This window comes from Nitrospirota bacterium, assembly GCA_016212185.1.
Lineage (GTDB): Bacteria > Nitrospirota > Thermodesulfovibrionia > UBA6902 > DSMQ01 > JACRGX01.
The window spans coordinates 1-22937 of sequence record JACRGX010000033.1 but is presented as its reverse complement, the minus strand read 5'-3'; the positions used below and the strand labels follow the sequence as shown (position 1 = coordinate 22937).

The 22937-nt window shown below is 44.4% G+C and carries 38 protein-coding genes and 1 riboswitch; of the genes, 5 read left to right on the top strand and 33 right to left on the bottom strand.

Annotation, left to right across the window (positions count from 1 at the left end):
- The 3 genes from HZA10_03910 to HZA10_03900 all read left to right on the top strand — a co-directional run.
- On the top strand, positions 1–1603 hold a 1603-nt coding region (locus HZA10_03910), incomplete at its 5' end, for a tetratricopeptide repeat protein (protein MBI5195450.1).
- A gap of 81 nt (positions 1604–1684) precedes the next feature.
- Positions 1685–5242, top strand: a complete 3558-nt coding sequence (locus tag HZA10_03905) for a DNA polymerase III subunit alpha (protein MBI5195449.1) — start codon at positions 1685–1687, stop codon at positions 5240–5242.
- Positions 5242–6222, top strand: coding sequence for an acetyl-CoA carboxylase carboxyltransferase subunit alpha (locus HZA10_03900; GenBank protein MBI5195448.1), 981 nt, complete (start codon positions 5242–5244; stop codon positions 6220–6222). The genes HZA10_03905 and HZA10_03900 overlap by 1 nt, the downstream gene beginning before the upstream one ends.
- Before the next feature lie 20 nt (positions 6223–6242).
- Here the strand turns inward: HZA10_03900 and HZA10_03895 are convergent, their stop codons facing one another.
- Together HZA10_03895 and HZA10_03890 are read right to left on the bottom strand one after the other, a co-directional pair.
- On the bottom strand, positions 6243–6635 hold the full coding sequence (locus HZA10_03895) for a PIN domain-containing protein (protein MBI5195447.1): 393 nt from the start codon (positions 6633–6635) through the stop codon (positions 6243–6245).
- Complete coding sequence (locus HZA10_03890) at positions 6617–6838, bottom strand: type II toxin-antitoxin system VapB family antitoxin (protein MBI5195446.1); 222 nt, start codon at positions 6836–6838, stop codon at positions 6617–6619. Before HZA10_03890 ends, HZA10_03895 begins: the two co-directional genes overlap by 19 nt.
- 235 nt (positions 6839–7073) lie before the next feature.
- Here HZA10_03890 and HZA10_03885 point away from each other — a divergent pair, with 235 nt between their 5' ends.
- Positions 7074–7355, top strand: coding sequence for a hypothetical protein (locus tag HZA10_03885; GenBank protein MBI5195445.1), 282 nt, complete (start codon positions 7074–7076; stop codon positions 7353–7355).
- Positions 7356–7357: 2 nt separating this feature from the next.
- A complete protein-coding gene (locus HZA10_03880) occupies positions 7358–7732 on the top strand; it encodes an ArsR family transcriptional regulator (protein MBI5195444.1) in 375 nt (124 codons plus the stop codon).
- A 32-nt stretch (positions 7733–7764) separates the two neighbouring features.
- A riboswitch (cyclic di-GMP riboswitch) is annotated at positions 7765–7819 on the bottom strand.
- A 159-nt stretch (positions 7820–7978) separates the two neighbouring features.
- On the opposite strand, the gene rplQ is transcribed toward HZA10_03880, so the two are convergent.
- From rplQ to tuf, 31 genes are all read right to left on the bottom strand, one after another.
- Positions 7979–8461, bottom strand: a complete 483-nt coding sequence (gene rplQ / locus HZA10_03875; protein MBI5195443.1) for a 50S ribosomal protein L17 — start codon at positions 8459–8461, stop codon at positions 7979–7981.
- Between the two features lie 2 nt (positions 8462–8463).
- Positions 8464–9486, bottom strand: coding sequence for a DNA-directed RNA polymerase subunit alpha (locus tag HZA10_03870; protein MBI5195442.1), 1023 nt, complete (start codon positions 9484–9486; stop codon positions 8464–8466).
- A 25-nt stretch (positions 9487–9511) separates the two neighbouring features.
- The gene (rpsD, locus tag HZA10_03865) at positions 9512–10138 is read right to left on the bottom strand and encodes a 30S ribosomal protein S4 (GenBank protein MBI5195441.1); all 627 of its coding nucleotides are present in this window, start codon (positions 10136–10138) and stop codon (positions 9512–9514) included.
- The gene (gene rpsK / locus HZA10_03860) at positions 10138–10524 is read right to left on the bottom strand and encodes a 30S ribosomal protein S11 (protein MBI5195440.1); all 387 of its coding nucleotides are present in this window, start codon (positions 10522–10524) and stop codon (positions 10138–10140) included. Before rpsK ends, rpsD begins: the two co-directional genes overlap by 1 nt.
- Entirely contained in the window at positions 10524–10895 is a 372-nt protein-coding gene (rpsM, locus tag HZA10_03855; GenBank protein MBI5195439.1) for a 30S ribosomal protein S13, read from the bottom strand. The genes rpsK and rpsM overlap by 1 nt, the downstream gene beginning before the upstream one ends.
- Positions 10896–10955: 60 nt before the next feature.
- Positions 10956–11069: a 50S ribosomal protein L36 gene (gene rpmJ, locus HZA10_03850; GenBank protein ID MBI5195438.1), complete on the bottom strand. Its 114-nt coding sequence runs from the start codon at positions 11067–11069 to the stop codon at positions 10956–10958.
- A gap of 39 nt (positions 11070–11108) precedes the next feature.
- On the bottom strand, positions 11109–11327 hold the full coding sequence (gene infA / locus HZA10_03845; protein MBI5195437.1) for a translation initiation factor IF-1: 219 nt from the start codon (positions 11325–11327) through the stop codon (positions 11109–11111).
- A 134-nt stretch (positions 11328–11461) separates the two neighbouring features.
- A complete protein-coding gene (gene map, locus HZA10_03840) occupies positions 11462–12223 on the bottom strand; it encodes a type I methionyl aminopeptidase (GenBank protein MBI5195436.1) in 762 nt (253 codons plus the stop codon).
- 100 nt (positions 12224–12323) lie between these two features.
- Complete coding sequence (gene secY, locus HZA10_03835) at positions 12324–13631, bottom strand: preprotein translocase subunit SecY (protein ID MBI5195435.1); 1308 nt, start codon at positions 13629–13631, stop codon at positions 12324–12326.
- On the bottom strand, positions 13632–14069 hold the full coding sequence (gene rplO / locus HZA10_03830) for a 50S ribosomal protein L15 (protein MBI5195434.1): 438 nt from the start codon (positions 14067–14069) through the stop codon (positions 13632–13634).
- 41 nt (positions 14070–14110) lie between these two features.
- On the bottom strand, positions 14111–14290 hold the full coding sequence (rpmD, locus tag HZA10_03825; GenBank protein ID MBI5195433.1) for a 50S ribosomal protein L30: 180 nt from the start codon (positions 14288–14290) through the stop codon (positions 14111–14113).
- Positions 14277–14804: a 30S ribosomal protein S5 gene (gene rpsE / locus HZA10_03820; protein MBI5195432.1), complete on the bottom strand. Its 528-nt coding sequence runs from the start codon at positions 14802–14804 to the stop codon at positions 14277–14279. The genes rpmD and rpsE overlap by 14 nt, the downstream gene beginning before the upstream one ends.
- Positions 14805–14882: 78 nt before the next feature.
- Entirely contained in the window at positions 14883–15248 is a 366-nt protein-coding gene (locus HZA10_03815) for a 50S ribosomal protein L18 (GenBank protein MBI5195431.1), read from the bottom strand.
- Between the two features lie 48 nt (positions 15249–15296).
- Positions 15297–15839 (bottom strand): 50S ribosomal protein L6, encoded by a 543-nt coding sequence (rplF, locus tag HZA10_03810; GenBank protein MBI5195430.1) that lies wholly within the window; start codon positions 15837–15839, stop codon positions 15297–15299.
- Between the two features lie 74 nt (positions 15840–15913).
- The gene (gene rpsH / locus HZA10_03805; GenBank protein ID MBI5195429.1) at positions 15914–16309 is read right to left on the bottom strand and encodes a 30S ribosomal protein S8; all 396 of its coding nucleotides are present in this window, start codon (positions 16307–16309) and stop codon (positions 15914–15916) included.
- Between the two features lie 31 nt (positions 16310–16340).
- Positions 16341–16526: a type Z 30S ribosomal protein S14 gene (locus tag HZA10_03800; protein MBI5195428.1), complete on the bottom strand. Its 186-nt coding sequence runs from the start codon at positions 16524–16526 to the stop codon at positions 16341–16343.
- Positions 16527–16534: 8 nt separating this feature from the next.
- Positions 16535–17074, bottom strand: coding sequence for a 50S ribosomal protein L5 (gene rplE, locus HZA10_03795; protein MBI5195427.1), 540 nt, complete (start codon positions 17072–17074; stop codon positions 16535–16537).
- Positions 17075–17395 (bottom strand): 50S ribosomal protein L24, encoded by a 321-nt coding sequence (locus HZA10_03790; GenBank protein MBI5195426.1) that lies wholly within the window; start codon positions 17393–17395, stop codon positions 17075–17077.
- 57 nt (positions 17396–17452) lie between these two features.
- On the bottom strand, positions 17453–17821 hold the full coding sequence (gene rplN, locus HZA10_03785) for a 50S ribosomal protein L14 (protein ID MBI5195425.1): 369 nt from the start codon (positions 17819–17821) through the stop codon (positions 17453–17455).
- Between the two features lie 6 nt (positions 17822–17827).
- Positions 17828–18067 carry a 30S ribosomal protein S17 gene (rpsQ, locus tag HZA10_03780; GenBank protein MBI5195424.1) on the bottom strand — a complete coding sequence of 80 codons (240 nt, stop codon included), beginning with the start codon at positions 18065–18067 and terminating at the stop codon, positions 17828–17830.
- A 15-nt stretch (positions 18068–18082) separates the two neighbouring features.
- Positions 18083–18283 (bottom strand): 50S ribosomal protein L29, encoded by a 201-nt coding sequence (gene rpmC / locus HZA10_03775; protein MBI5195423.1) that lies wholly within the window; start codon positions 18281–18283, stop codon positions 18083–18085.
- Complete coding sequence (gene rplP / locus HZA10_03770; protein MBI5195422.1) at positions 18280–18696, bottom strand: 50S ribosomal protein L16; 417 nt, start codon at positions 18694–18696, stop codon at positions 18280–18282. The genes rpmC and rplP overlap by 4 nt, the downstream gene beginning before the upstream one ends.
- Positions 18697–18710: 14 nt before the next feature.
- Entirely contained in the window at positions 18711–19379 is a 669-nt protein-coding gene (rpsC, locus tag HZA10_03765) for a 30S ribosomal protein S3 (protein ID MBI5195421.1), read from the bottom strand.
- 44 nt (positions 19380–19423) lie between these two features.
- A complete protein-coding gene (rplV, locus tag HZA10_03760; GenBank protein MBI5195420.1) occupies positions 19424–19768 on the bottom strand; it encodes a 50S ribosomal protein L22 in 345 nt (114 codons plus the stop codon).
- Between the two features lie 3 nt (positions 19769–19771).
- Positions 19772–20059, bottom strand: a complete 288-nt coding sequence (rpsS, locus tag HZA10_03755) for a 30S ribosomal protein S19 (protein ID MBI5195419.1) — start codon at positions 20057–20059, stop codon at positions 19772–19774.
- 62 nt (positions 20060–20121) lie between these two features.
- Positions 20122–20940 (bottom strand): 50S ribosomal protein L2, encoded by an 819-nt coding sequence (rplB, locus tag HZA10_03750; GenBank protein MBI5195418.1) that lies wholly within the window; start codon positions 20938–20940, stop codon positions 20122–20124.
- A gap of 17 nt (positions 20941–20957) precedes the next feature.
- Positions 20958–21254 carry a 50S ribosomal protein L23 gene (locus HZA10_03745; protein ID MBI5195417.1) on the bottom strand — a complete coding sequence of 99 codons (297 nt, stop codon included), beginning with the start codon at positions 21252–21254 and terminating at the stop codon, positions 20958–20960.
- Entirely contained in the window at positions 21251–21874 is a 624-nt protein-coding gene (gene rplD / locus HZA10_03740) for a 50S ribosomal protein L4 (protein MBI5195416.1), read from the bottom strand. Before rplD ends, HZA10_03745 begins: the two co-directional genes overlap by 4 nt.
- Positions 21874–22494, bottom strand: coding sequence for a 50S ribosomal protein L3 (gene rplC, locus HZA10_03735; GenBank protein ID MBI5195415.1), 621 nt, complete (start codon positions 22492–22494; stop codon positions 21874–21876). The genes rplD and rplC overlap by 1 nt, the downstream gene beginning before the upstream one ends.
- Complete coding sequence (gene rpsJ, locus HZA10_03730; GenBank protein ID MBI5195414.1) at positions 22491–22796, bottom strand: 30S ribosomal protein S10; 306 nt, start codon at positions 22794–22796, stop codon at positions 22491–22493. The genes rplC and rpsJ overlap by 4 nt, the downstream gene beginning before the upstream one ends.
- A gap of 17 nt (positions 22797–22813) precedes the next feature.
- The coding region (tuf, locus tag HZA10_03725) for an elongation factor Tu (GenBank protein ID MBI5195413.1) at positions 22814–22937 on the bottom strand (124 nt) is incomplete at its 5' end.

Below are 22937 nucleotides of genomic sequence, written 5' to 3'. Positions count from 1 at the left end.
GTATGTGAAATGGAGGCTCAAGTCAGAGCAGCAGAGCAATAGCACATCAGAACAGCAGGTTAAGAAAACTATTCTTGCACAATTACGCTGCCGCACTTCTGCGCTGCTGCTCTACTGTGCTGGTTTACTTTCCGCTGTCCTCGCCATGAAGACCAAGGAAATCTCCTTCACCCTTCCCATAATCATTGCGCTTTATGAATTTTTCTTTTTCAACAAGTCTCCAAACTCCGAACTCCCTGCTCCGAACCCGCAGGCTAAAGCCTGCGGCTACACTTCACGCATCACACATTACGCATCACAGTTTCTCTTTTTACTCCCTTTTCTCCTCACACTCGTAATTATTCCTTTAAATTTCATAGAGCATGAGTGGGAGATATACAAACCAGTAATAGATACCGAAGAAAAGTTAAGACAGTTACAATTAAAAGATTTAGCGTCACTTTCAAAATATGAATACCTTCTTACACAATTCAGAGTGATAGTTACATACATAAGGCTTTTATTTTTACCTGTTAACCAGAATCTTGATTATGATTATCCGGTTTATAGCTCTTTTTTCAACCCTAATGTGTTTTTGTCTTTTCTATTTTTATTGTCTATCTTCGGGCTTGCTGTTTATCTTTTTTATTATTCAAAAAATCCCCCTTCATCCCTGCCTACCGGACAGGCAGTCCCCTTTCACAAAGGGGGAATTAAAGGGGGTCATTCACCGTTTACTGTTCACCGTTCACTGTTCACTGTTCACTATTTACGCCTCACCGCTTTCGGCATTTTCTGGTTCTTCATAACCCTGTCTGTTGAGTCAAGTGTTATTCCTATAGAAGATATTATCTTTGAGCACAGAGTATATTTGCCAAGCATAGGATTAATAATCGCCTTTGTCAGCGCCGTTTTTTATATCGCCTTACTCCTAACTCCTTACTCCTCACGCTTCTCCCTTGCTGCTTGCTACTTGCTACTTGCTTTTTTTGTTGTTGTGTTTTCCATCGCCGCCTACCAAAGAAATTCCATCTGGCAGGATGAGCTGTCACTTTGGAAAGATGTGGTAAAAAAATCTCCCAGTAAGGCAAGAGGATATACCAATCTCGGATATTGGGGGTACTACAAACAAGGACAAGCAAATAAAGCAATTAATGCATACAAAATCGCGTTGAAGATAGATCCCAACCACATAAATGCATACCTTAACCTTGGGGTAGCTTATTTTAGCCGAGGGGAGATAGATAAGGCGATTCAGGCGCTCCAAACATCATTAAGGCTGAAGCCCGATTATTTAGAAGCACATAAAAATCTTATAGGCATTTACTATAAACAGGGAATGTACGATGAGGCTATTGAAGAAATCCGAACAACACAGTTATTAAGTCAGAATGAAAATGCAGAGTCCTATACCAACTTAGGAGCGCTTTATATTAAGAAAAATTTGCCGGATAAGGCGATTGAATACCTTAACCTGGCATTAACAATAAACCAACATTATGCTCCTGCATATAATAATCTCAGTATTGCCTATGAATTAAAAGGACAAAAAGACAAGGCAGATGAATACTTAAAAAAAGCATATTCTCTCGGCTTGGATAAATATCCAAAGCCGTTTAATTAGACAATTTTTTAACAAAAATTAAAATATAAAATTTGACCTGTGATGTGTTGACTTAGCGCTGTTAATATTCTAAAATTTACCATGTCTTCCTCATACGTTCCACTGCACCTCCACACCCAGTACAGCCTCCTTGACGGGGCAATACGGCTGGAGGAACTGATTGCAAAAGCGCTTAAGTACAACCTTAAGGCGCTGGCTATGACGGACCACGGCAATATCTTCGGCGCAATAGAATTTTATAAAAAAGTGCGCAATGCCGGTCTAAAGCCTATCATCGGCTGTGAGGTTTATGTGGCGCCCAAGGGCCGTTTTGAAAAAAAACATGCTGACGATGTTTCAGAGGCATCGTTTCATCTGATACTTCTGTGCAAAGACATTCAGGGATATAAGAATCTTACAAAGCTTATAAGCAATGCCTACCTTGAAGGCTTTTATTACAGGCCCAGAATTGACAAAGAACTGCTTTCAGAGCACAGCCGCGGACTTATCGGGCTTTCTTCATGCCTTAAGGGTGAAGTCCCGTATTATCTGTCCAGAGGAATGCCTGAGCGCGCCAGAGAAGCGGCCCTCGGCTATAAACAAATTTTTGGAGAAGAAAATTTTTTCTTTGAAATACAGGCCAACGAAATTCCTGAACAGGACGCCGTAAATCAGCAGCTCATTGAACTAAGCCGTGAACTTAACATACCTCTTGCCGCAACCAACGACTGCCATTATCTTGAAAAATCAGACGCCAAGGCGCACGACGTCCTCTTGTGCATCCAGACGGGAAAGACTTTAAACGACACTGACAGGATGAGATTCTCCGGTGAAGGCTGTTATTTTAAAAGCCCGGAGGAGATGAAAGAGATATTCAGGCATGTGCCTGAGGCGGTTGAAAATACAAAAAGAATAGCAGACAGGTGCAACCTTGATTTTAAATTCGGCGTATTCCATCTGCCCGAATACAACGTGCCTGAAGGCTACGATTCAAACAGTTATCTGAGAAAACTTGTAGAAGAAGGCGTCAGGAAAAAATTCAGCGAAGGTCTGCCTGAAAACTACATGGAACGGCTTGAGCATGAGCTTAAAATCATAGAGGCAATGGGTTTTTCTTCGTATTTTCTTATTGTGTGGGACTTTATCAGCTACGCAAAAAACAAAGGCATTCCCGTGGGTCCCGGAAGAGGGTCTGCGGCAGGCAGTCTTGTGGCTTACTGCCTTGACATAGTTGAGATTGACCCCCTCAGATACGGACTGCTGTTTGAAAGGTTTTTAAACCCTGAAAGAATCAGCATGCCTGACATAGACGTGGATTTCTGCATGAACAGAAGGGCCGAGGTATTAGAGTATGTTGCAGAGCGGTACGGCAAAGACCATGTGGCGCAGATTATAACCTTCGGAACTATGCAGGCGCGCGCAGTAATAAGAGATGTCGGAAGGGCCATGAACATACCCTATGCCGAGGTTGACAGGGTAGCAAAGCTCGTCCCGGCTATTGCAAAAATCACCCTTGAAGAGGCGGTTAAACGTGAACCGAAACTTGAAGAAATCTATGATAACAGCTCAGAAATAAAGGAATTAATTGATGTAGCAAAACGGCTTGAGGGACTTTCAAGGCACGCCTCAACACATGCCGCAGGCGTTGTGATTTCGCCTGAGCCTCTTACTGAATTTCTGCCCCTGTACAAGGCGCCTAATGAGCCGGCAATAACCACACAGTATGACATGGAGTCCATAGAAACCCTCGGACTTTTGAAATTTGATTTTCTCGGTCTAAAGACCCTGACTGTAATTGACGAAACTGAAAAGATTATCAATAAAACTCATCCTTCATCCCTCAACCTTCAACCTTTCTCAATTAGAAACATCCCCCTTGATGATAAGCCTACTTATGAATTGTTATGCTCCGGCAGGACCACCGGGATATTCCAGCTTGAAAGTTCCGGCATGCGGGATATTTTAAAGAGGATGAGGCCGGGAAAAATGGAAGACCTTATAGCCCTTGTGGCCCTTTACCGTCCGGGACCCATGGACTGGATTGATGAATTTATAAAACGCAGAAGCGGAGAAGGGAAGTTTAACTATGAACTGCCGCAGCTAAAGGAAATCCTTGAAGAGACTTACGGCATAGTCCTTTATCAGGAACAGGTCATGATGATTGCAAATAAGATTGCCAACTTTACCATGGGACAGGCAGACACCCTGAGAAAGGCAATGGGGAAAAAACTAGCCGCAGAAATGGAAAAACAAAAAGAGATATTTGTCGATGGAGCTGTTGCAAATAAAATCTCTGAGAAAAAGGCAATAAAACTATTCGAGTACATGGAGCCGTTTGCAAAATACGGTTTCAATAAATCCCACTCTGCAGCATACGGCCTGATTGCCTATCAGACCGCATATCTAAAGGCAAATTATCCGGTTGAATTCATGGCGGCAACTTTGAGCTCCGACATGGACAATACCGCAAAGATAGTCTCATATATTTCCGAATGTAAAGAAATGGGGATAAAGGTCCTACCGCCTGATATTAATGAAGGCGGCAGGGAGTTCATGATAACAGGTCATTCAATCCGTTTCGGACTGGAGGCGGTAAAAGGGGTAGGAGGTTCAGCAATTGAGGCAATCATAGAGGCGCGCAGCGAAAAATCATTTACATCATTCATTGATTTCTGCTCGCGTTGTGATTCAAAACGTGTGAATAAAAAAGTCATAGAAAGCCTGATAAAGGCAGGCGCCATGGATTCAATGGGCAAAAGGGCGCAAATGATGTCTGCGGTTAATTCGGTAATGGATATTGCAGTCAGAGACCAGCGGGGCAGGGCTTCAGGACAGGCCAGCATGTTTGAACTGCATCCAACATCTCCCGCTGAACTGCCTGATGTGGAAGAATGGCAGGAGCCGGAACTCCTCGCAATGGAAAAAGAGGCGCTCGGATTTTACATAACAGGACATCCTCTGAACAGATATGAGGAGAAACTTAGGGAATTTTCAGTAACACCAACCCATGAACTTCAGGAACTGCAGGACAAGGAAGACGTAACTGTCGGCGGCATATTAAGAAGCGTTAAACTTATTCAGACAAAGAGAACAAAGGATTTAATGGCTTATTTTATAATAGAGGATTTATACGGCACTGCTGAACTGATTGTATTCCCGGACCTTTACAGGGATTGCACAGGCATAATATCGGAAGATACACCGGTGCTGATAAACGGCTACTTAGACAAATCGGATAAAGGGCTCAAAGTGATTGCAAAAAAAATTGTACCTATTGACAGGAGTGAGGAACTAAAGGAATACAAGGCGCAAGTCCATGAGAAGCATTCGGTCAACGAGCAGTGGGTAAACGGTCAACGACCCATAGGCAGTCAGTCTGCATCATACCGGAGAGCGGCGAAAGATTACGGACAGCCGGCGCCAGTTATCCGGCAGAAAACACTGACGCTGACACTATATGCCAATACCGGAGCTGATAACCTTACAAGGCTCAAAGATGTGTTTTCAAAATACAGCGGAGATTGTCAGGTATACTTTAAAATAATTGCACCAAGGCAATGGGAAACCCTGATAATGACAGGGCTGAGCGTAGCGCCCTCGCAGGGCGCAATCTCCGAGATTGAAAATTTATTGGGAGAAGGAACGGCGGTGTTAAGCTGATGCATTACTATCTTGATTTTGAAAAATCCGTAGCCGAGCTTGAAGGAAAGATTGAAGAGCTGAAACGCATTGCAGACGGCAGGGACATGAACATTGCCTCTGAAATAAAAAAACTTGAAAAAAAGGCTAAAGACCTGAGGGCTGACATATTCTCAAAATTAACGCCGTGGCAGAAAACCCTGATTGCGCGCCATCCCGAGAGACCCCAGACCCTTGACTACATCGCCCTTTTAATGGAGGACTTTACCGAGCTTCACGGTGACAGGCGGTTTTCAGATGACCCTGCCATAATGGCGGGGTTTGCAAAATTTGACGGTATGTCATTAGCCGTCATCGGCCACCAAAAAGGCAGGGGCACCAAAGAGCGCATACTCCGGAATTTCGGACAACCCAACCCTGAAGGCTACAGAAAAGCCCTGAGGATAATGGGGCTTGCGGAAAGGTTTAATAAGCCTGTGCTTACATTTGTTGATACAGCCGGGGCTTATCCGGGCATCGGCGCGGAAGAGCGCGGACAGGCAGAGGCCATTGCAAGAAACCTGCTTGAAATGTCCGCCTTAAAGACGCCTGTTGTGGCTGTTGTAATCGGCGAAGGAGGCAGCGGCGGTGCGCTTGCGCTTGCCGTTGCCGACAGAGTGCTTATGCTGGAGCATTCCATCTACTCTGTTATTTCACCTGAAGGGTGCGCGGCAATACTCTGGAAAAAGAACGGCAATGAACTGACTCAGGAAGGATTTGAAAAAGCGTCTGACGCCCTGAAATTTACGGCGCAGGATTTGTTTGAATTCGGCGTGATAGACGAGATAATCCCTGAGCCTGTGGGCGGAGCGCACAGGGATATTAAAGAAACCGCCTCAGCCCTCGGAAAAGTCCTAAAAAAGCATTTTTCCGAATTGATTAAAAAACCGGTTGACGAACTCGTTGAGGAGCGCTACGGGAAATTCAGGGCTATGGGAAAAGTGGCGGAGGAAGAGGAATGAATTTAAAAACGTGTTTTCCCTTATGTTCTTTGAGCTTTTAGAATAAAATCTATGTGTTCGTCGCAGTGTTCTATTGCAACTCCATAAAAAAGTGCACACGCTGTAATTACTAAATCAACAACGGGGACTGTTTGCCCTGCTGTTCTGCATTTTTGCGCTAATTGCCTTGCTGTTTGCCATACCTCTTGGGTAGTCTGCAAACAAACAATTTCTTTATCAAGTTCTTTTAGTCTTTGTTTCTCGTACACACCCCTCGCACCATTCCAGAGTTCCACTGTTACAATGTCGCACCACGCCGCCCTTCCCTGTATCATAAAACTCATCACGCGATTGCGCACATCGCTTCTTCCTGCTGAACGAAGGGCTTCTATCCAACTGGACGTATCAATCAGAACTACTTCCGCTTCTGCCACTTTTTGTCTTCCCGCATAGCACTGAGGTCGTCCCGGCTCATAAAGTCTTTGAAGGTGCCGAGCATCTTGGCAAGTTCTGTAAGCTTATGCCTTCTATTGAAATCCTTTATGGCGTATACAACGGCATCACGCTTGGTCTTTGCGCCGGTATATTTGATAGCTTCTTTTAGTTCCTTTTCAGGAATATCAACTGTTGTCTTCATGCTTCTAATTTAGCATATTTTGGATTCTAAAGCAAGGTCAAAAAAACTATTAACCTGCCAAGAAACCGGCAGGCAGGCTTTTTACTGTCTTACTATTTACTGTCTTTCCCCCTTGCTTCTCGTTACTCTCTACTTGCATATCTCAAGCCTATTGCATCAGTCCCGACTCGGGAAGTTATTGTTATAGAAAATTATATTGACAACGTTTAGGTATTAGGTATAATATACCTTATATATGGATGTGGATTTACTTTTCTATAGAAAAAATATTGAACCCGATGGCAATATTATTGAAATGAAAATATGGAAGGTACCACATTCAAAAGACAAACCGCATAGGCTTAAGTATTCTCTTGCATTTATAAGGGAGGGTAAAAGAGTTGTAGGTTATGATAATGCTGAGATGAGAGGAGACCATAAGCATTACAAAGATACCGTGTCTTCTTATTATTTTGAGGATATAGAAACGTTGATAAAAGACTTTTACGGAGATGTTGAAAAAATAAAGAGAGGTTAATTATGAAAGTAAAAAAAATAGACATAGGCATAAAAGGACTAAAGGAAAGCCTGAAAGATTTTGCAGAAACATGGAAAAAGCTGGAGTCAGGCAAAAAGGTCAAGAAAGAAGAAGGGATATATTTTGATTCCATAGACACCATGAGGGCGGTTCTCACAAATAAACGGCTTCAAATTCTCAAGATGATAAGGGAGCTAAAACCTTCTTCAGTTTATGAACTTGCAAAGATTTTGGGGAGAGACCTGAAAAATGTCAATCAGGACTTAAAGCTGCTTTCTGATATAGGGTTAGTTACGCTTGAAAAAACTGAGACCGATAAAAAACGGGTGGTTCCTCATGTTGATTACACAAAAATTTTACTGGAAATCCCGGTATAAAATACCTTGTCTTGTTTTTCAACTTACCTCAATCCGGTATCTGGTGCTTTCCGCCTCCTGATTGCTCAGGATTTGGCTTTATCAGAAAAGTAAATATACGCTTTAATATTTACACAAATTTACAATTACAGTCAAGAAATTTAATAAATCTTATAGGAGCTATAAGAATTTTTTATAGATGATTGATGCAAGGATTCAAAGGGTTTTACTTATTGAGGAGAACTTTATTTGGCAGGGAAGGAATCTTTATCCCTTCTCTGCCTTTTTATTTTCCTTTTTCGGAGTTCTTGCTTTTACTTCCGGGCTTTTATTTTCTTCCTTTTTAGCCTTGTCTTCTTTTTTGCCCTTTTTCTCTTTTTTCTCAACCATGGAATCGTAATCCACAAACTCAAGCACCGCCATGTCTGAATTATCACCAGGCCTGACCCTGCTTTTTATAACTCTGAGGTAGCCGCTCTGCCGGCCGGAAAGTTTAGGGCCAATTTCATTGAAAAGTTTTGTGATTATAGTTATGTTGGGAATTCTGGAAAGCGCAAGCCTTCTTGAATGCAGGTCGCCCTTTTTACCGAGCGTAATTATTTTCTCGGCAAACCTTTTAGCTTCTTTAGCCTTTGCCGTTGTAGTTTCTATTTTAAGGTGCTCCAGCAGGGAAGTGACAAGCCCTCTTAAAAGCGCCTTCCGCTGGTTTGCATTCCTGCCGAATCCCCTGCCCGATACTTTATGACGCAATATTATCCTCCTCCCTGCCGCTTCTGCAATGCCTTCTGCATAGCATCCGTGTCTACCCGCATATTAAAATTAAGCCCCATCGCCACAATTACTTCCTTTATCTCGTTCAAGGATTTCCTTCCGAAATTTTTGGTCCTGAGCATCTCCTGCTCCGACTTCTGTACAAGGTCGGCAATCGTGTGGATATTTACATTTTTCAGACAGTTGGCAGAACGCACCGAAAGCTCAAGCTCATCAACGCTCCTCAGGAGGTTTTCATTGAAAACAGGCGGAGCATCCGAGCCTGCGCCCATGGCATCTGATTCAGCAAGCATTTCCTCTGATTCTTCTTCTATTGAAAATAGTGAAATGTAATCGCTGAGTATGTTTGATGCTTGGGTAATCGCCCTTTGCGGGGTAATACTGCCGTCAGTCCATATCTCCATAATAAGCCTGTCATAGTCTGTCGCACGGCCGACCCTCGCCCCCTCAACCCAGAAGTTAACCTTTCTTATCGGAGTAAAAATTGAGTCCACTACAATAACATCCGCAGACTGATCTTCCTCTTTATTCTTTTCAGAGGAGCAGAAGCCTTTTCCCCTTTTCACTGTCAGTTCCATTCTGAAGTCTACATCCTTATCAAGAGTAGCTATGTGCAATTGAGGCGTAAGCACCTCAAGATGCGGTCCGGTAATTATATCCTTGCCTTTTACGTCCATCGGCCCTTTTACCTTTATTGAGACAACCTGAGGGACGTCGGTATACATTTTAAACCTGAGCTGTTTTACATTCAGCACTATATCAACAATGTCTTCCTTGACTCCGCGTACGGTGGAAAATTCATGAAGCACATTGCCGATTTTAACGGAGGTAACAGCGGCGCCCTCTATGGAAGACAGCAAAACCCTTCTCAAAGCATTACCGATGGTGGTTCCAAATCCTCTTTCAAACGCCTCGGCGTAAAGCCTTCCATATGTGCCTGTAAGCGTCTCCGGGTCAAAATTAATCTTCTCAGGCAGTTGAAAGCCTTTTTTTCTTAAATCCATAAAATCCCCCTACTGTCTTTATATTTTATCTTGAATAAAGCTCAACTATTAATTGCTCGTGCACAGACAATCCGATTTCTTCTCTTGCCGGCATATGAAGGATCTTGCCTTTTAAATTCTGCATATCCGTCTCAAGCCATGAAGGAAGCCTTCTATGCTCTGCCTGACTTGCGTTTTCCTGTATAACCACTGCGTTCTTGCTTGCATCCACAGGCTCAATAATATCGCCCGGCTTTACCAGATACGACGGGATGCTTACGCCTTTGCCGTTTACGGTAAAATGCCCGTGAGTAACGAGCTGGCGCGCCTGCCTCCTGTTTGATGCAAAACCCATACGGTAAACAACATTGTCAAGCCTGCGTTCCAGCAATTGCAGAAGATTGCTGCCGGCAACGCCTTTCATATGTTCTGCCATATAAAAATATCTCTTAAACTGCCTCTCCAGAACGCCGTATATCTGTTTTACTTTCTGTTTTTCCCTGAGCTGAAGCCCGTAGTCGGATAGTTTTCTCCTGCCCTGCCCATGCTGTCCGGGAGCATATTTCCTGCGCTCTATGCCGCATTTATCCGTGCTGCACCTGTTGCCTTTTAGAAAAAGTTTTTCGCCTTCCCACCTGCATTTTCTGCACAGTGCATCTCTGTATGTCGCCACTACACCCTCCTCCTTTTCGGGGGCCTTGTTCCGTTATGCGGCACCGGCGTCACATCTTTTATAAGATTAATTACAAGCCCTGTTGCCTGCAGCGCCCTGATGGCAGACTCCCTGCCTGCGCCCGGTCCCTTTACAAAAATATCAATCTGGCGCAGTCCCATGTCCATCGCTTTTTTTGCGGCAGCGGATGCGGCTATCTGTGCAGCATACGGCGTGCCTTTTCTTGAGCCTTTAAACCCGTGTGACCCTGCAGACGACCATGTAACTACGTTGCCGTTAGTATCGGTAATGGTAATTATTGTATTATTAAAACTTGCCTGTATAAAAGCCGCGCCTCCATGTAAAACCTTCTTGCCTTTTTTAACGCTCTTTTTCCTCTGGGACATTACACCTCCTTCTTCCTGCTTACAACAGCCTTCCTCGGTCCTTTGCGGGTACGGGCGTTTGTCTTGGTCCGCTGTCCTCTTACAGGCAGTTTAGCCTTATGCCTCAGCCCCCTGTATGAACCCATGTCAAGAAGTCTCTTGATATTCGTGGCTGCCTCGCGCCTTAAGTCGCCTTCAACCTTATAATCCCTGTCAATGACTGCCCTTATCTTTAAGGCATCGTCATCAGTCAGGTCCTTTACCCTCTTGTTCGGGTCAATGCCCATTTCTTCAAGAATCTTCTGCGAAGTTTTTCTGCCTATGCCGAAAATACTCGTAAGCCCTATTTCAACTCTTTCATTTTTCGGTAAGTCAACGCCTGTTATTCTCACTTTATCTCCTTATAACTACAGTTATGCGTATCAGTCAACTGTTGACTGTTAACTGTCTTTCTATCCCTGCCTCTGCTTATGCCTCTGATTGCTGCAGATAACCCTGATTACGCCTTTTCTTCTTACAATTTTACACTTTGTGCATATCGGTTTTACTGATGAACGAACTTTCATTTATACTCCTTCACTCTTAACTTTTAACTCTTAACTTGTCTATTTAAATCTGTAAGTTATTCTGCCCTTGGTAAGGTTGTACGGAGACAACTCTATAGTGACCTTGTCGCCGGGCAGTATTTTGATAAAATGCATGCGCATCTTCCCTGAAACGTATGCCAATATCTTCTGCCCATTCTCAAGTTCAACCCTGAACATTGCATTAGGCAGTGTTTCTAATATCGTACCTTGAACCTCTATCGCCTCTTCTTTTGGCATATTAATCTTCCCTGTGGCAAAACCACAGGGAATCTAATGTAAGGATTTACTTCATCATCATATTTGCTCGCTTGACCCCGTGGCAAGACCACAGGGGATACGCTCGCTGTCCATTTTAAACTTGATATTATATTTTATAAGTCTAATTTAGTCAAGGCATTGGGGCCGTTTTTTGTAACGGCCACCGTATGTTCAAAATGAGCCGACAGACTGCCGTCCTTTGTTACCGCGGTCCAGCCGTCATCAAGTATGGAAACCTCCCAGGCGCCTGCATTAACCATGGGTTCAATGGCTAAGGTCATTCCCTCCATAATAACTGCACCCATTCCCTCACGGCTGTTAGGGACAAAGTTAGGGATTTGCGGCTCTTCGTGAAGCTCCCTGCCGATGCCGTGTCCTACAAAATTTCTTACAACGGAAAACCTGTTCTCCTCCACATGCTTCTGCACTGCAGAGGATATATCAAACACATAATTGCCTATTACAGCGCTTTCTATCCCCACATTAAGCGCTCCCATAGTAACTGCAATTAATTTCTTTGCCGTATTGCTTACTTCACCTACGGGGAAAGTTGCCGCCGTATCGCCGTAGAAGCCTCTGTAATACACGCCGAGGTCCAGACTGACTATATCACCTTGCCTCAGCCTTGTCATTGATGGAATGCCGTGAACAACCTGTTCATTAACAGATGTGCAAAGGCTTGCAGGATAACCCCTGTATCCCTTAAATGCAGGCACAGCCCCTCTGGAAATTATAAATGACTCGGCAAATTTATCAAGCTCCATAGTAGTTATTCCCGGAGCTATCATCTTTTTTATTTCTTCCAGCGCCTCTGCCGCAATACGGCATGCCTCTGCCATTCTCTTTATTTCATCCTGCGACTTAAGGACTATCAACAATTAAATCTAAATTAAATAAACTGATGCACGATTCATGATGCATAATATTTAATTAAAAATCCTGTGTCTTGCATCCTGCATCTTGCATCTCGTCTCTTCAGCCCCTTCTTCCCCTGATCTTGCCTTTCTTTAAGAAACCCTCATAGGAACGGGTCACTAAATGAGACTCTATCTGTGAAATTGTATCCAGGGCCACACCTACAACTATCAATAAAGATGTGCCGCCGAAATAAAAAGGCACATTGAAATATTTCCCGAAAATGTCCGGCAGTATGCATATTATTGACAGATATATCGCGCCTCCAAAGGTAATTCTTGCAAGCACCCTGTAGATGTATTCTGATGTGCTCTGCCCGGGCCTTACGCCGGGGATGAACCCTCCGTGCTTTTTTAAATTATCCGCTATGTCAACAGGATTGAAAATTATTGCCGTATAAAAATACGCAAAGAAAAAAATCATGCCTACATAAAGCACCGTGTAAATCAGATTGCCCGGAGAAAGCTGTTTCGCCACTGACTGAACCCACGGGATTGCAATAAAACCGGCAATCGTGGCGGGAAACATTATTATTGATGATGCAAATATCGGAGGAATAACGCCCGAGCTGTTTACCTTCAGCGGCAGATGCGTGCTCTGTCCGCCGTAAACCTTCCTGCCCACAACTCTTTTTGCATACTGCACCGGTATCTTTCTCTGACCCCGCTCAACAAATATTATTATCCCGACAACCGCAACCATTAAAACTATCAACATAAGCATTAAGATCAGATTAAGCTCGCCTGATTTAATAAGCCTTACAGAGTTAATTACGGCATTTGGAAAACGCGCTACTATGCCGGCAAAGATAATCATTGATATGCCGTTGCCGATTCCCCTCTCAGTTATCTGTTCTCCAAGCCACATGATGAAGGCGGTTCCTGATGTAAGGGTTATCATGGTCATAAGCCTGAAACTCCATCCCGGCGACTGGACAAATGCGCCCTGGTTCATGCTCTCAATGCCTGTTGCAATTCCGAATGACTGGACGGCGCTTATAACCACAGTGCCGTACCTTGTGTACTGCACTATTTTTTTCCTTCCGCGCTCGCCTTCCTTGGCCAGCTTCCCGATTGCAGGGACCACTACGGTAAGAAGCTGGAGAATAATTGAGGCGCTGATGTAGGGCATTATACCGAGGGCAAAAATCGTTAATCTGGACAGGGCGCCGCCGGAAAACATATCAAAAAAACCCATGAGGGCGCCGCCCCTTTCCATAAGGAACTTGCTCAGTTCCTCGCCGTTAATCCCGGGGGTCGGTATGTGAGCGCCGATTCTGTAAACAGCCAGCAGGGCAAAAGTAAAGAGCAGTCTGTTTTTGAGTTCAGCTATTTTAAATATGTTTTGAAAGCCGGTAAAAATTGCCATTTAAATTATCTCCGCGCTTCCGCCTGCTCCGGTAATTTTTTCTTTTGCAGAGACGCTGAAAAAATGAGCCTTTACGGTCAGAGCGCCCTTTAACTCGCCGTCGCCAAGAATCTTAACTCCGTCCTTTATATTTTTAATCAGTCCCTTTTCAAGAAGGATTTCAGGAGTAATAACAGTTTCAGAAAGCCCGCTTAATGACTTTAAATTAACAATAGAGTACTGCTTTTTAAAAATATTTGTAAAACCCCTCTTGGGCAGTCTGCGCTGAAGCGGCATCTGTCCGCCCTCAAAACCCGCGCCCTTGCCTGTTCCGGTCCTTGCCTTCTGCCCTTTATGCCCTTTGCATGAGGTCTTGCCGTGACCCGAGCCTATGCCGCGCCCGACTCTCTTTGGTTTCTTTGTGCTTCCCGGCACAGGTGATAAATCTGATAATCTCAATTTCTTACACTCCTCGTTTCTTAGTTCTCAGTTCTAAGTTCTTAGTTTTCACTTACTTCCACAAGATGCGACACTTTATGAATCTGTCCCTTTACTGAAGGGGTGTCTTTTTGAATTGTGCTTTGATTCGGCCTCTTGAGCCCCATTGACATCAGTACCTTTCTGAGTTTTTCAGGCTTGCCTATCGGACTGCGTTTTAATGTTATCTTAAGCGTTTTCATCTTTTGCTCCCTGCCCCTCTTCTTCTGACTTTCCACCGCCGGTTCTTGCCTCAATGCTCGCAGTGTCCTTAAGTTTCTTCAGCCCGTCAAGCGTAGCCCTGACGCTGTTAAATGGATTATGACTGCCAATGGACTTGGCAACAATATTATGCACACCCGCAACCTCCATAATTGCCCTTACGGCTCCGCCTGCAATAATGCCTACGCCTTCAGCGCCGGGCTTCATGATAACCTGCACAGCACCGAACTTGCCGGTTATCTGATGTGGTATTGTGCCGTCTTTTATAGGGACTTTTATGAGGTTCCTCTTTGCCTGCTCAACGGCCTTTCTTATCGCCTCCGGAACTTCCCCTGCCTTACCCTTGCCGGCTCCGACATAACCGCCGTCATCGCCGACAACAACAAGGGCGCTAAAAGAAAACCGCCTGCCGCCTTTTACGACCTTGGCAACTCTATTTATAAATACAACCTTTTCTTTCAGATTAAGACCATCAGGGTTAGTTCTTCCCACTATTCCTCCTTATTAAAATAAATTAGCAGTTGGCAATTAGCAGTTAGTATTATTAAAAAACTAACCGCTAACAGCTAACCGCTAGAATTCAAGTCCTGCCTCTCTCGCTGCATCTGCAAGCGTCTTTACCCTGCCGTGATAAGTGTAGCCGCCCCTGTCAAAGACAATTTTCTTTATCCCTTTTTCTACGGCTTTCTTTGCAATCAGTGTCCCGACTTCTTTTGCCGCCGCTATATTGCCTCCTGTTTTGAGCTTTTTGCTGAAGTCTTTGCTCTGACTTGAGGCTGCAACAAGCGTAGCGCTTTCCGAGTCATCTATTATCTGGGCATACACATGCTTCAGGCTTTTAAATATATTGAGCCTTGGCCTTTCAGAAGTTCCGTAGACCTTCTTTCTGGCCCTTTCGTGGCGTCTTTTCCTTGCATCAGTTTTAACGTAAGACAAAATCTCCTCCGAGAATCTATTTGAAATCTGAAATTTCAAATCTGAAATTTGCTACTTTTTTCCAACTTTGCCTGCCTTCAGTTTAATATACTCACCGGTATAACGAATGCCTTTGCCTTTGTATATATCAGGCGGCCTAAATGCCCTGATGTTTGCCGCAACCTGTCCGATTAACTGCTTATCGCTGCCTTTCAATGTTATCTTGGTCTGTTTGGGATCCACCTGTGCAGTCATACCTTCCGGAAGGGTATATTCAACCGGATGAGAATACCCGAGTGTCATAAGCAGTTTCTTGCCCTGAACCTGCGCCTTGTATCCAATACCCGTAATATCAAGCACCCTCTCATATCCGTCATGGACGCCTGTTATCATGTTTGCGATAATGCTCCTTGCAGTGCCGTGCAGCGCCTTATGCTGTTTGGTATCAGATTCTCTTTTTATCTGAAGGACTTCGCCTTCTAACATGACATTTATTTCCGCAGGGAAACTCCATTTGAGCTCGCCCTTGGGCCCCTTAACGGCAATTTCATTGACGTTTAGCTTAACGTCAACGCCCTTTGGTAAATTTATTGGTTTTGCGCCTACCCTTGACATCTCATCTCCAGTTTTAAATCTTCTTTTTTCTCATTACGCAATAACGCTATAAACACTATAACGCTTAACGGTTGTTACCATACATAGCACAGCACTTCTCCGCCGACGCCGTCACGCCTGCATTCCTCGTCATAAAGAACGCCTTTTGACGTTGAAATAATCGCCACTCCGATTCCACCCATAACTTTTGGCACATCATCTTTACCGACATATATTCTTCTGCCCGGTTTGCTTATTCTCTTAAGCCCGGATATTATTTTTTCGCCGTTAGCGGAATATTTCAAAGAGACTCTTAAGATGCCCTGCTTTTTATCCTTCAGCATCCTGTAGCCTTTTATAAAGCCTTTTTCTTTAAGTATCTTTGTTACCTCAAGTTTTATTTTTGAGGCGGGGATGTCCACCTTCTCTGCCTTAATCATGTTTGCATTTCTGATTCTTGTAATCATATCTGCAATCGGATCTGTCATCATATGGTATTATTCCTCCGGGTACTTGGCTCCGTCACCAACTTGATTTTGTTACGCCGGGTATCTGTCCGGCTAATGCGCGCTGTCTGAAACATATCCTGCACATCCCAAACTTCCTCAAATAACCTCTCGGTCTGCCGCAAATCCGGCATCTGTTATATGCCCTGACTTTAAACTTTGGTGTCCTTTTTACCTTCTCAATCAAACACTTTTTTGCCATAAATTTTTTTAATTTCTAAACGGCATCCCAAAATGTTTGAGAAGCGCCTTTCCCTCCTTATTATTTTTGGCGGATGTCACAAATATGACATCCAGTCCGTGAGTATTTTCTATCTTGTCATAATCTATTTCGGGAAAAATTATCTGCTCCTTTGTTCCGAAGGCATAATTTCCCCTGCCGTCAAACGCCTTACCCGAGACGCCTTTAAAATCCTTTATCCGCGGAAGCGCAAGGCTTATAAATTTATCAAGAAACTCATACATTCTTTTGCCTCTCAGGGTGACTTTGCAGCCGATAGGCATGCCCTTGCGGAGTTTAAAACTTGCAATGGACTTTTTTGCCTTTGTGACAACAGGTTTCTGTCCTGATATGATTGTCAGTTCCTTAACTGCGGCATCCAGCAGTTTTATGTTCTGGGTGGCTTCACCCATCCCGACATTCAGCACAATGCTTTTAAGCCGCGGCACTTGCATTACATTTTTAAATGCAAATTCCTTCATGAGGTCCGGCACCACTTCTTTTTTATATTTTTCCATTAATCTTAACATTTATCTGTCCATAATCTCCTTGCAGATTTTGCAAACCCTTACCCGTGCGCCGTTTTCAAGGGTAGTACTGCCAATCTTTGTAGGCTTATCGCATTTGGGGCAGACCAGCGTCACATTTGAACGGTGAACCGGCGCCTCCTTTTCTATAATCCCGCCCTGCGTATATTTCTTGTTCGGCTTCATGTGTCTCTTAACGATGTTCAGTTTTTCAATGAGAACTTCGCTTTTAACGGGATAAACCGAAAGCACCCGCCCCTTTTTACCCCTGTCATCCCCTTTGACTACCATCACCGTATCGTTTTTCTTTATATCTAAACTCATTGTATGTCTTCTGTCTCCTTTAACTGTCAACTGTCATCTGACAACTGTTCACTGTCTTTAAAGCACTTCCGGTGCAAGGGAGATAATCTTCATAAATTCCTTCCATCTGAGCTCTCTTGCCACAGGCCCGAATATTCTTGTGCCGGCAGGCTCTCCCTCTGCATTGACAATCACAACCGCATTTTCATCAAACTTTATGTAAGAGCCGTCTGTTCTCCTTGTTTCTTTCTTGCATCTTACAACAACTGCCTTTGCCACAGAGCCCTTTTTAACATTGCTTTCGGGCAGAGCCTCTTTTATGCTCACAACTACTATATCCCCAAGCCCTGCATATCTTTTGTGACTTCCGCCCATAACCTTAATGCACTGCACCTTTCTTGCGCCTGAGTTATCGGCAACTTCCAATATGCTCCTGAGCTGGATCATTAGTTTTTACCTCTCCGCCTTTTCCAAAACAACCCATCTTTTTTCCTTGCTGATGGGGCTTGATTCAATAATCCTTACTTTATCTCCGACCTTGTATTTATTCCCTTCGTCGTGAGCCTTAAACTTTGAGATTTTTTTAATGGTTTTCTTATAAAGGGGATGCTGTGTAAGCCTCTTTACGGACACTATGACTGTTTTGTCCATCTTATCGCTTATAACATCACCTGTAAATATTTTCTTGGGCATCGTTTTTTCCTATCCTTAACTTTTAACTTTTAACTTTTCACCTATAACAGTTAATACCTGCGCTATATTCCTTCTGACCTGTCTTATTCTCATCGGGTTTTCAATTTCGCCGGTCACCTGCTGGAATCTTAAATTAAACAGTTCTTTTCTCAGATTCGCCTCTTCCTGCCGCAATTCATCAACTGTTGAGGACCTTATGTCCGAAGGCTTCTTCATACTATTCTCGTCCTGGTTACAAACTTGGTGGCAATGGAAAGCTTATGCGAAGCAAGCCTAAAGGCTTCACGCGCTATATCTTCCGGCACACCTGACATTTCATATAAAACCCTGCCGGGCGTCACAACCGCCACCCATGACTCAGGGGCGCCTTTTCCTTTTCCCATTCTTGTCTCAGCAGGCTTCTTTGTCAACGGTTTATCGGGGAATACCCTTATCCAGACCTTACAGCCTCTCTTGGCATGCCTTGTTATGGCAACCCTCGCCGCCTCTATCTGACGGCTTGATACCCATCCGGGTTCAAGAGCCTTAAGACCGAATTCTCCGAAAGATATGGAAGACCCTTTGTAAGCCTTCCCATTCATATTGCCTTTCATCATCTTTCTGAATTTTACTTTTTTAGGCATTAACATAGCTGATTTTTAGATTAAACCCCCATTTCCCCTTCTGCCGTCTGAGCCGGCCCAACTTCCGGCAGGATATCGCCTCTGTATATCCAGACCTTAACGCCGATTCTGCCGTATGTGGTCTTTGCCTCTGCAAGACCGTAATCTATGTCAGACCTCAGGGTATGTAAAGGCACCCTGCCCTCCCTGTACCAGCTGGCCCTTGCTATTTCTGCGCCTGCAAGCCGTCCCGCACATGCAACCTTTACTCCCTGTGCGCCGAAACGCTGAGCTGAATTAACCGCTTTTTTCATTGCCTTTCTGAATGCAACTCTTTTTTCAAGCTGAAGGGCAATGTTTTCTGCGACAAGCTGTGCATCTATCTCAGGCTTTCTGATTTCTTTAATATCTATGCTTACCTGCTTGCCTGTCATCTGTTCCAGATCTTTTCTAAGCTTGTCCACCTCCGCGCCTTTTTTGCCTATGATTATCCCGGGTCTTGCCGTATGAATAATCACCCTGACCTTCTGTCCCGCGCGTTCTATTTCTACCTTTGAAACTCCCGCATGGAATAAATTTTCTTTAATGATTCGCCGCATGGTTATATCTTCATGAAGAAGGTCCGTGTATCCCTTCTTTGCAAACCAGCGCGACTCCCATGTTTTTATTATTCCTAATCTATATCCTATCGGATGAGTTTTCTGTCCCAAAATTATCCCCCATATAAGTTAAAAATTGTCCCGATGTTTCGGGATCATTTTACATTTCCCTCTGTCAGCACCAGAGTAATATGACTTGTTCTCTTCTTAATAATATTTGCCCTGCCCATGGCCCTTGCCATCATTCGCTTCATTACAGGTCCCTGATCCACAACTACCTTTGAAATCTTCATGGAATCCGGGTCTGCCACTTTTTTCTGCTCGGCATTGGCCATCGCAGACTTTAAAAGCTTTGCAACCGTTTTTGCAGGCCCGTGCGGAAGGAAACGAAGACTTATCATTGCATCGCCTGCCTTTTTCCCCCTGATGGTATCTATCACCCTTTTCACCTTTCTGGGTGAGACCCTTGAATATCTTAATATTGCCTTTGCCTCTGTCATAGCTTATTTCGGAGCAGGCGCCTCCGTCTTTCTTGCGCCTGAATGCACCCTGAAGGTCCTTGTCGGCGCAAACTCTCCGAGTTTATATCCAACCATATTTTCGGCAACATAAACAGGAATAAACTTTTTCCCGTTATGCACGGCAAATGTATGCCCGATGAACTCCGGCACAATCGTAGAGCTTCTGGCCCAGGTTTTAACAACCTTTCTTTCGCCTAATTGATTCATGGCATTTACTTTCTTCATAAGTTTCGTGTCCACATACGGGCCTTTTTTCAGTGATCTGGGCAAAACATTCTCTCCTTTTTATGCCGTAATCCGCAGAAAATTACTCACAGCGGATTACAAATTTATTACTTCCTGTGCCTTATAATAAACTTGTCCGTCCTTTTGTTCTTTCTCGTCTTCACGCCTTCCGGTCTGCCCCACGGAGAAACCGGCGTCCTGCCGCCTGAGCTCTTGCCTTCGCCGCCTCCAAGCGGGTGGTCCACCGGGTTCATGGCCACGCCTCTTACAATAGGCCTCCTGCCCATCCAGCGCATTCTGCCTGCCTTGCCCCATGATATGTTCTCCCACTCAACATTGCCTATCTGTCCTATCGTAGCCATGCACTTGGACGGCACCACCCTTACCTCTCCCGAAGAGAGTTTAATCTGACAGTAATCTTTTTCCTTTGCCACAAGCTGTGCATATGAGCCGGCGCTCCTTACAAGTTTGCCTCCCTGTCCGGGCTTCAGCTCAATGTTATGAATCAGGGTGCCGAGAGGCATATTTTGAACAGGAAGGGCATTGCCGTTCCTGATTTCAACCTCTGTCCCTGAAACCAGTGAATCCCCGACCTTTATGCCTGCCGGCGCAAGTATGTATCTCCTCTCGCCGTCTGCATATTTAAGAAGGGCAATCCTTGCCGTCCTGTAAGGGTCGTATTCAATAGTTTCCACAAAAGATGGAATATTCCTTTTATCACGCTTGAAATCAATAATTCTGTATAACCTTTTATGCCCGCCTCCTTTATGCCATGCCGTAATATGGCCTGCGCTGTTCCTGCCGCCGGTTTTCTTGACCGGCATCAAAAGCGGTTTGTGCGGTTTTACCGCGGTTATTTCAGAAAAATCCGAACCGGTCCTGAACCGTGTGCCTGCTGATGTTGGTTTATATGCCTTTATTCCCATTGTTATTCTTTTTTAAATTATTTTTGCACGCCTTCAATAAAGTCTAACTTCTCACCTTTTTTAAGTGTAACAATTGCTTTTTTCCAGTCTGGTCTTCTGCCTTCAAACCTGCCGAGACGCTTTTTTTTGCCTTTGCAGTTTATGGTTGCAACACTGTCAACTTTTACCTTAAAAATCTCCTCTACCGCTTTTTTTATCTCAATCTTGTTGGCTTCCTTTGCAACCTTAAAAATCACCTTATTGTCCGCTTCTTTCAATGCCGTTCCTTTTTCAGTCAGCATCGGAGCCTCAAGAATGTTATAAGAACTTTTCATCCTAAATACACCTTTTTCATATATTCCACTGCGCCTTTTGTAAAAAGCAATTTCTCATGGCGAAGCACGTCATATACATTAAGCGCGCTCACTTCTTTTACATTTACCTGCGGGATATTCCTTGCGGCAAGCGCAAGAATGTTATTTTTATCAGGAATTACTATCAATACATTTTTAAGCCCCATGCCTGAAAGAACGGAATTTAAATTTTTTGTCTTCGGCCCTGTCATAGGCAGGTCTTCAACTACAACGACCTCGCCGTCAGAAAATTTTGCCGAAAGCGCTGAACTGAGCGCAGCCCACTTTGATTTCTTAGGAAGTTTGTAGGAATAATCCCTCGGCATAGGACCAAAAATAGTCCCGCCGCCTCTCCACAGAGGCGACCGGATGCTTCCTGCCCTGGCCCTTCCGGTGTGCTTCTGCTTCCACGGCTTTTTGCCGCCGCCGCTTACAAGCCCCTTTGTCTTTGTGGCCGCAGTCCCTTGCCTTTGATTGGCAAGGTAATTGCGCACAACGGCATGAAGGAGCCCCTTATTTACGGGAGCTCCGAATATATCTGCAGGCAGGTCAATACTGCCGGCCGGTTTATTATCTTTATTTAAAATATTTATTTCAGGCATTAGTCATTCTTCCTTATTATTAAATAGCCGCCGTTTGAGCCGGGCACAGAACCTTTTACAAGCAGGAGATTCTGTTCTTTTTTTACATCCACGACTTCAATGTTCCTTGTAGTCACCCTTCTATCGCCCATATGGCCGGGCAGTCCCTTGTTCTTCCAGACCCTTGAGGGATATGCGCTGCTGCCTATAGAGCCGGGCGCCCTGTTAAACATTGAACCATGGGACCCGGGTCCGCCGTGATAATGGTGCCTTTTCATGACACCCTGAAAACCCTTGCCCTTGGACCTGCCGGTGACTGAAATGCTGTCGCCTTTGTTGAACATCTCCACAGTAACCGTATCAACAGTCTGAAGTTCCTGCATTTCCCTTATCTCTTTAAGAAAACGGCATGGTGCAAGAGACGCCTTCTTGAAATGTCCAACTTTTGCCTTAGATACATTTTTTTCCTTTTTGATTTCTTCAAAACCAAGCTGAAGCGCCGTATAGCCGTCTTTTTCCCCCGACTCTTTGACCTGCACTACCCTGCATGGACCAGCCTCAATGACTGTGACAGGGATAATGCAGCCGTTTTCAGCAAAAATCTGCGTCATGCCTATTTTTTTGCCGAGGATGCCTTTCATAGCTTTATCTCCACATCAACGCCGGCGGCAAGGTCCAGTTTCATAAGGGCATCTACTGTCTGGGCCGTCGGATCTAAGATGTCTATAAGCCTCTTATGCGTCCTTATTTCAAACTGCTCTCTTGATTTTTTATCCACATGAGGAGACCTGAGGACAGTAATTTTATGAATCTTTGTCGGCAAAGGAACAGGACCGCAAATCTTTGCGCCTGTCCGTTTAGCGGTGTCAACAATCTCCCGCACAGACTGGTCCAGCAGTCTTTGATCATACGCCCTCAGATTTATCCTTATCTTCTCATTCATCCTTCAACCTTCATCCTTTATTCAATAACCTCGCTCACAACGCCTGCGCCTACGGTCCTTCCGCCTTCCCTTATTGCAAACCTTAATTCCTTCTCCATGGCTATCGGCGTTATCAGTTCCACAGTTATCGTCACATTGTCT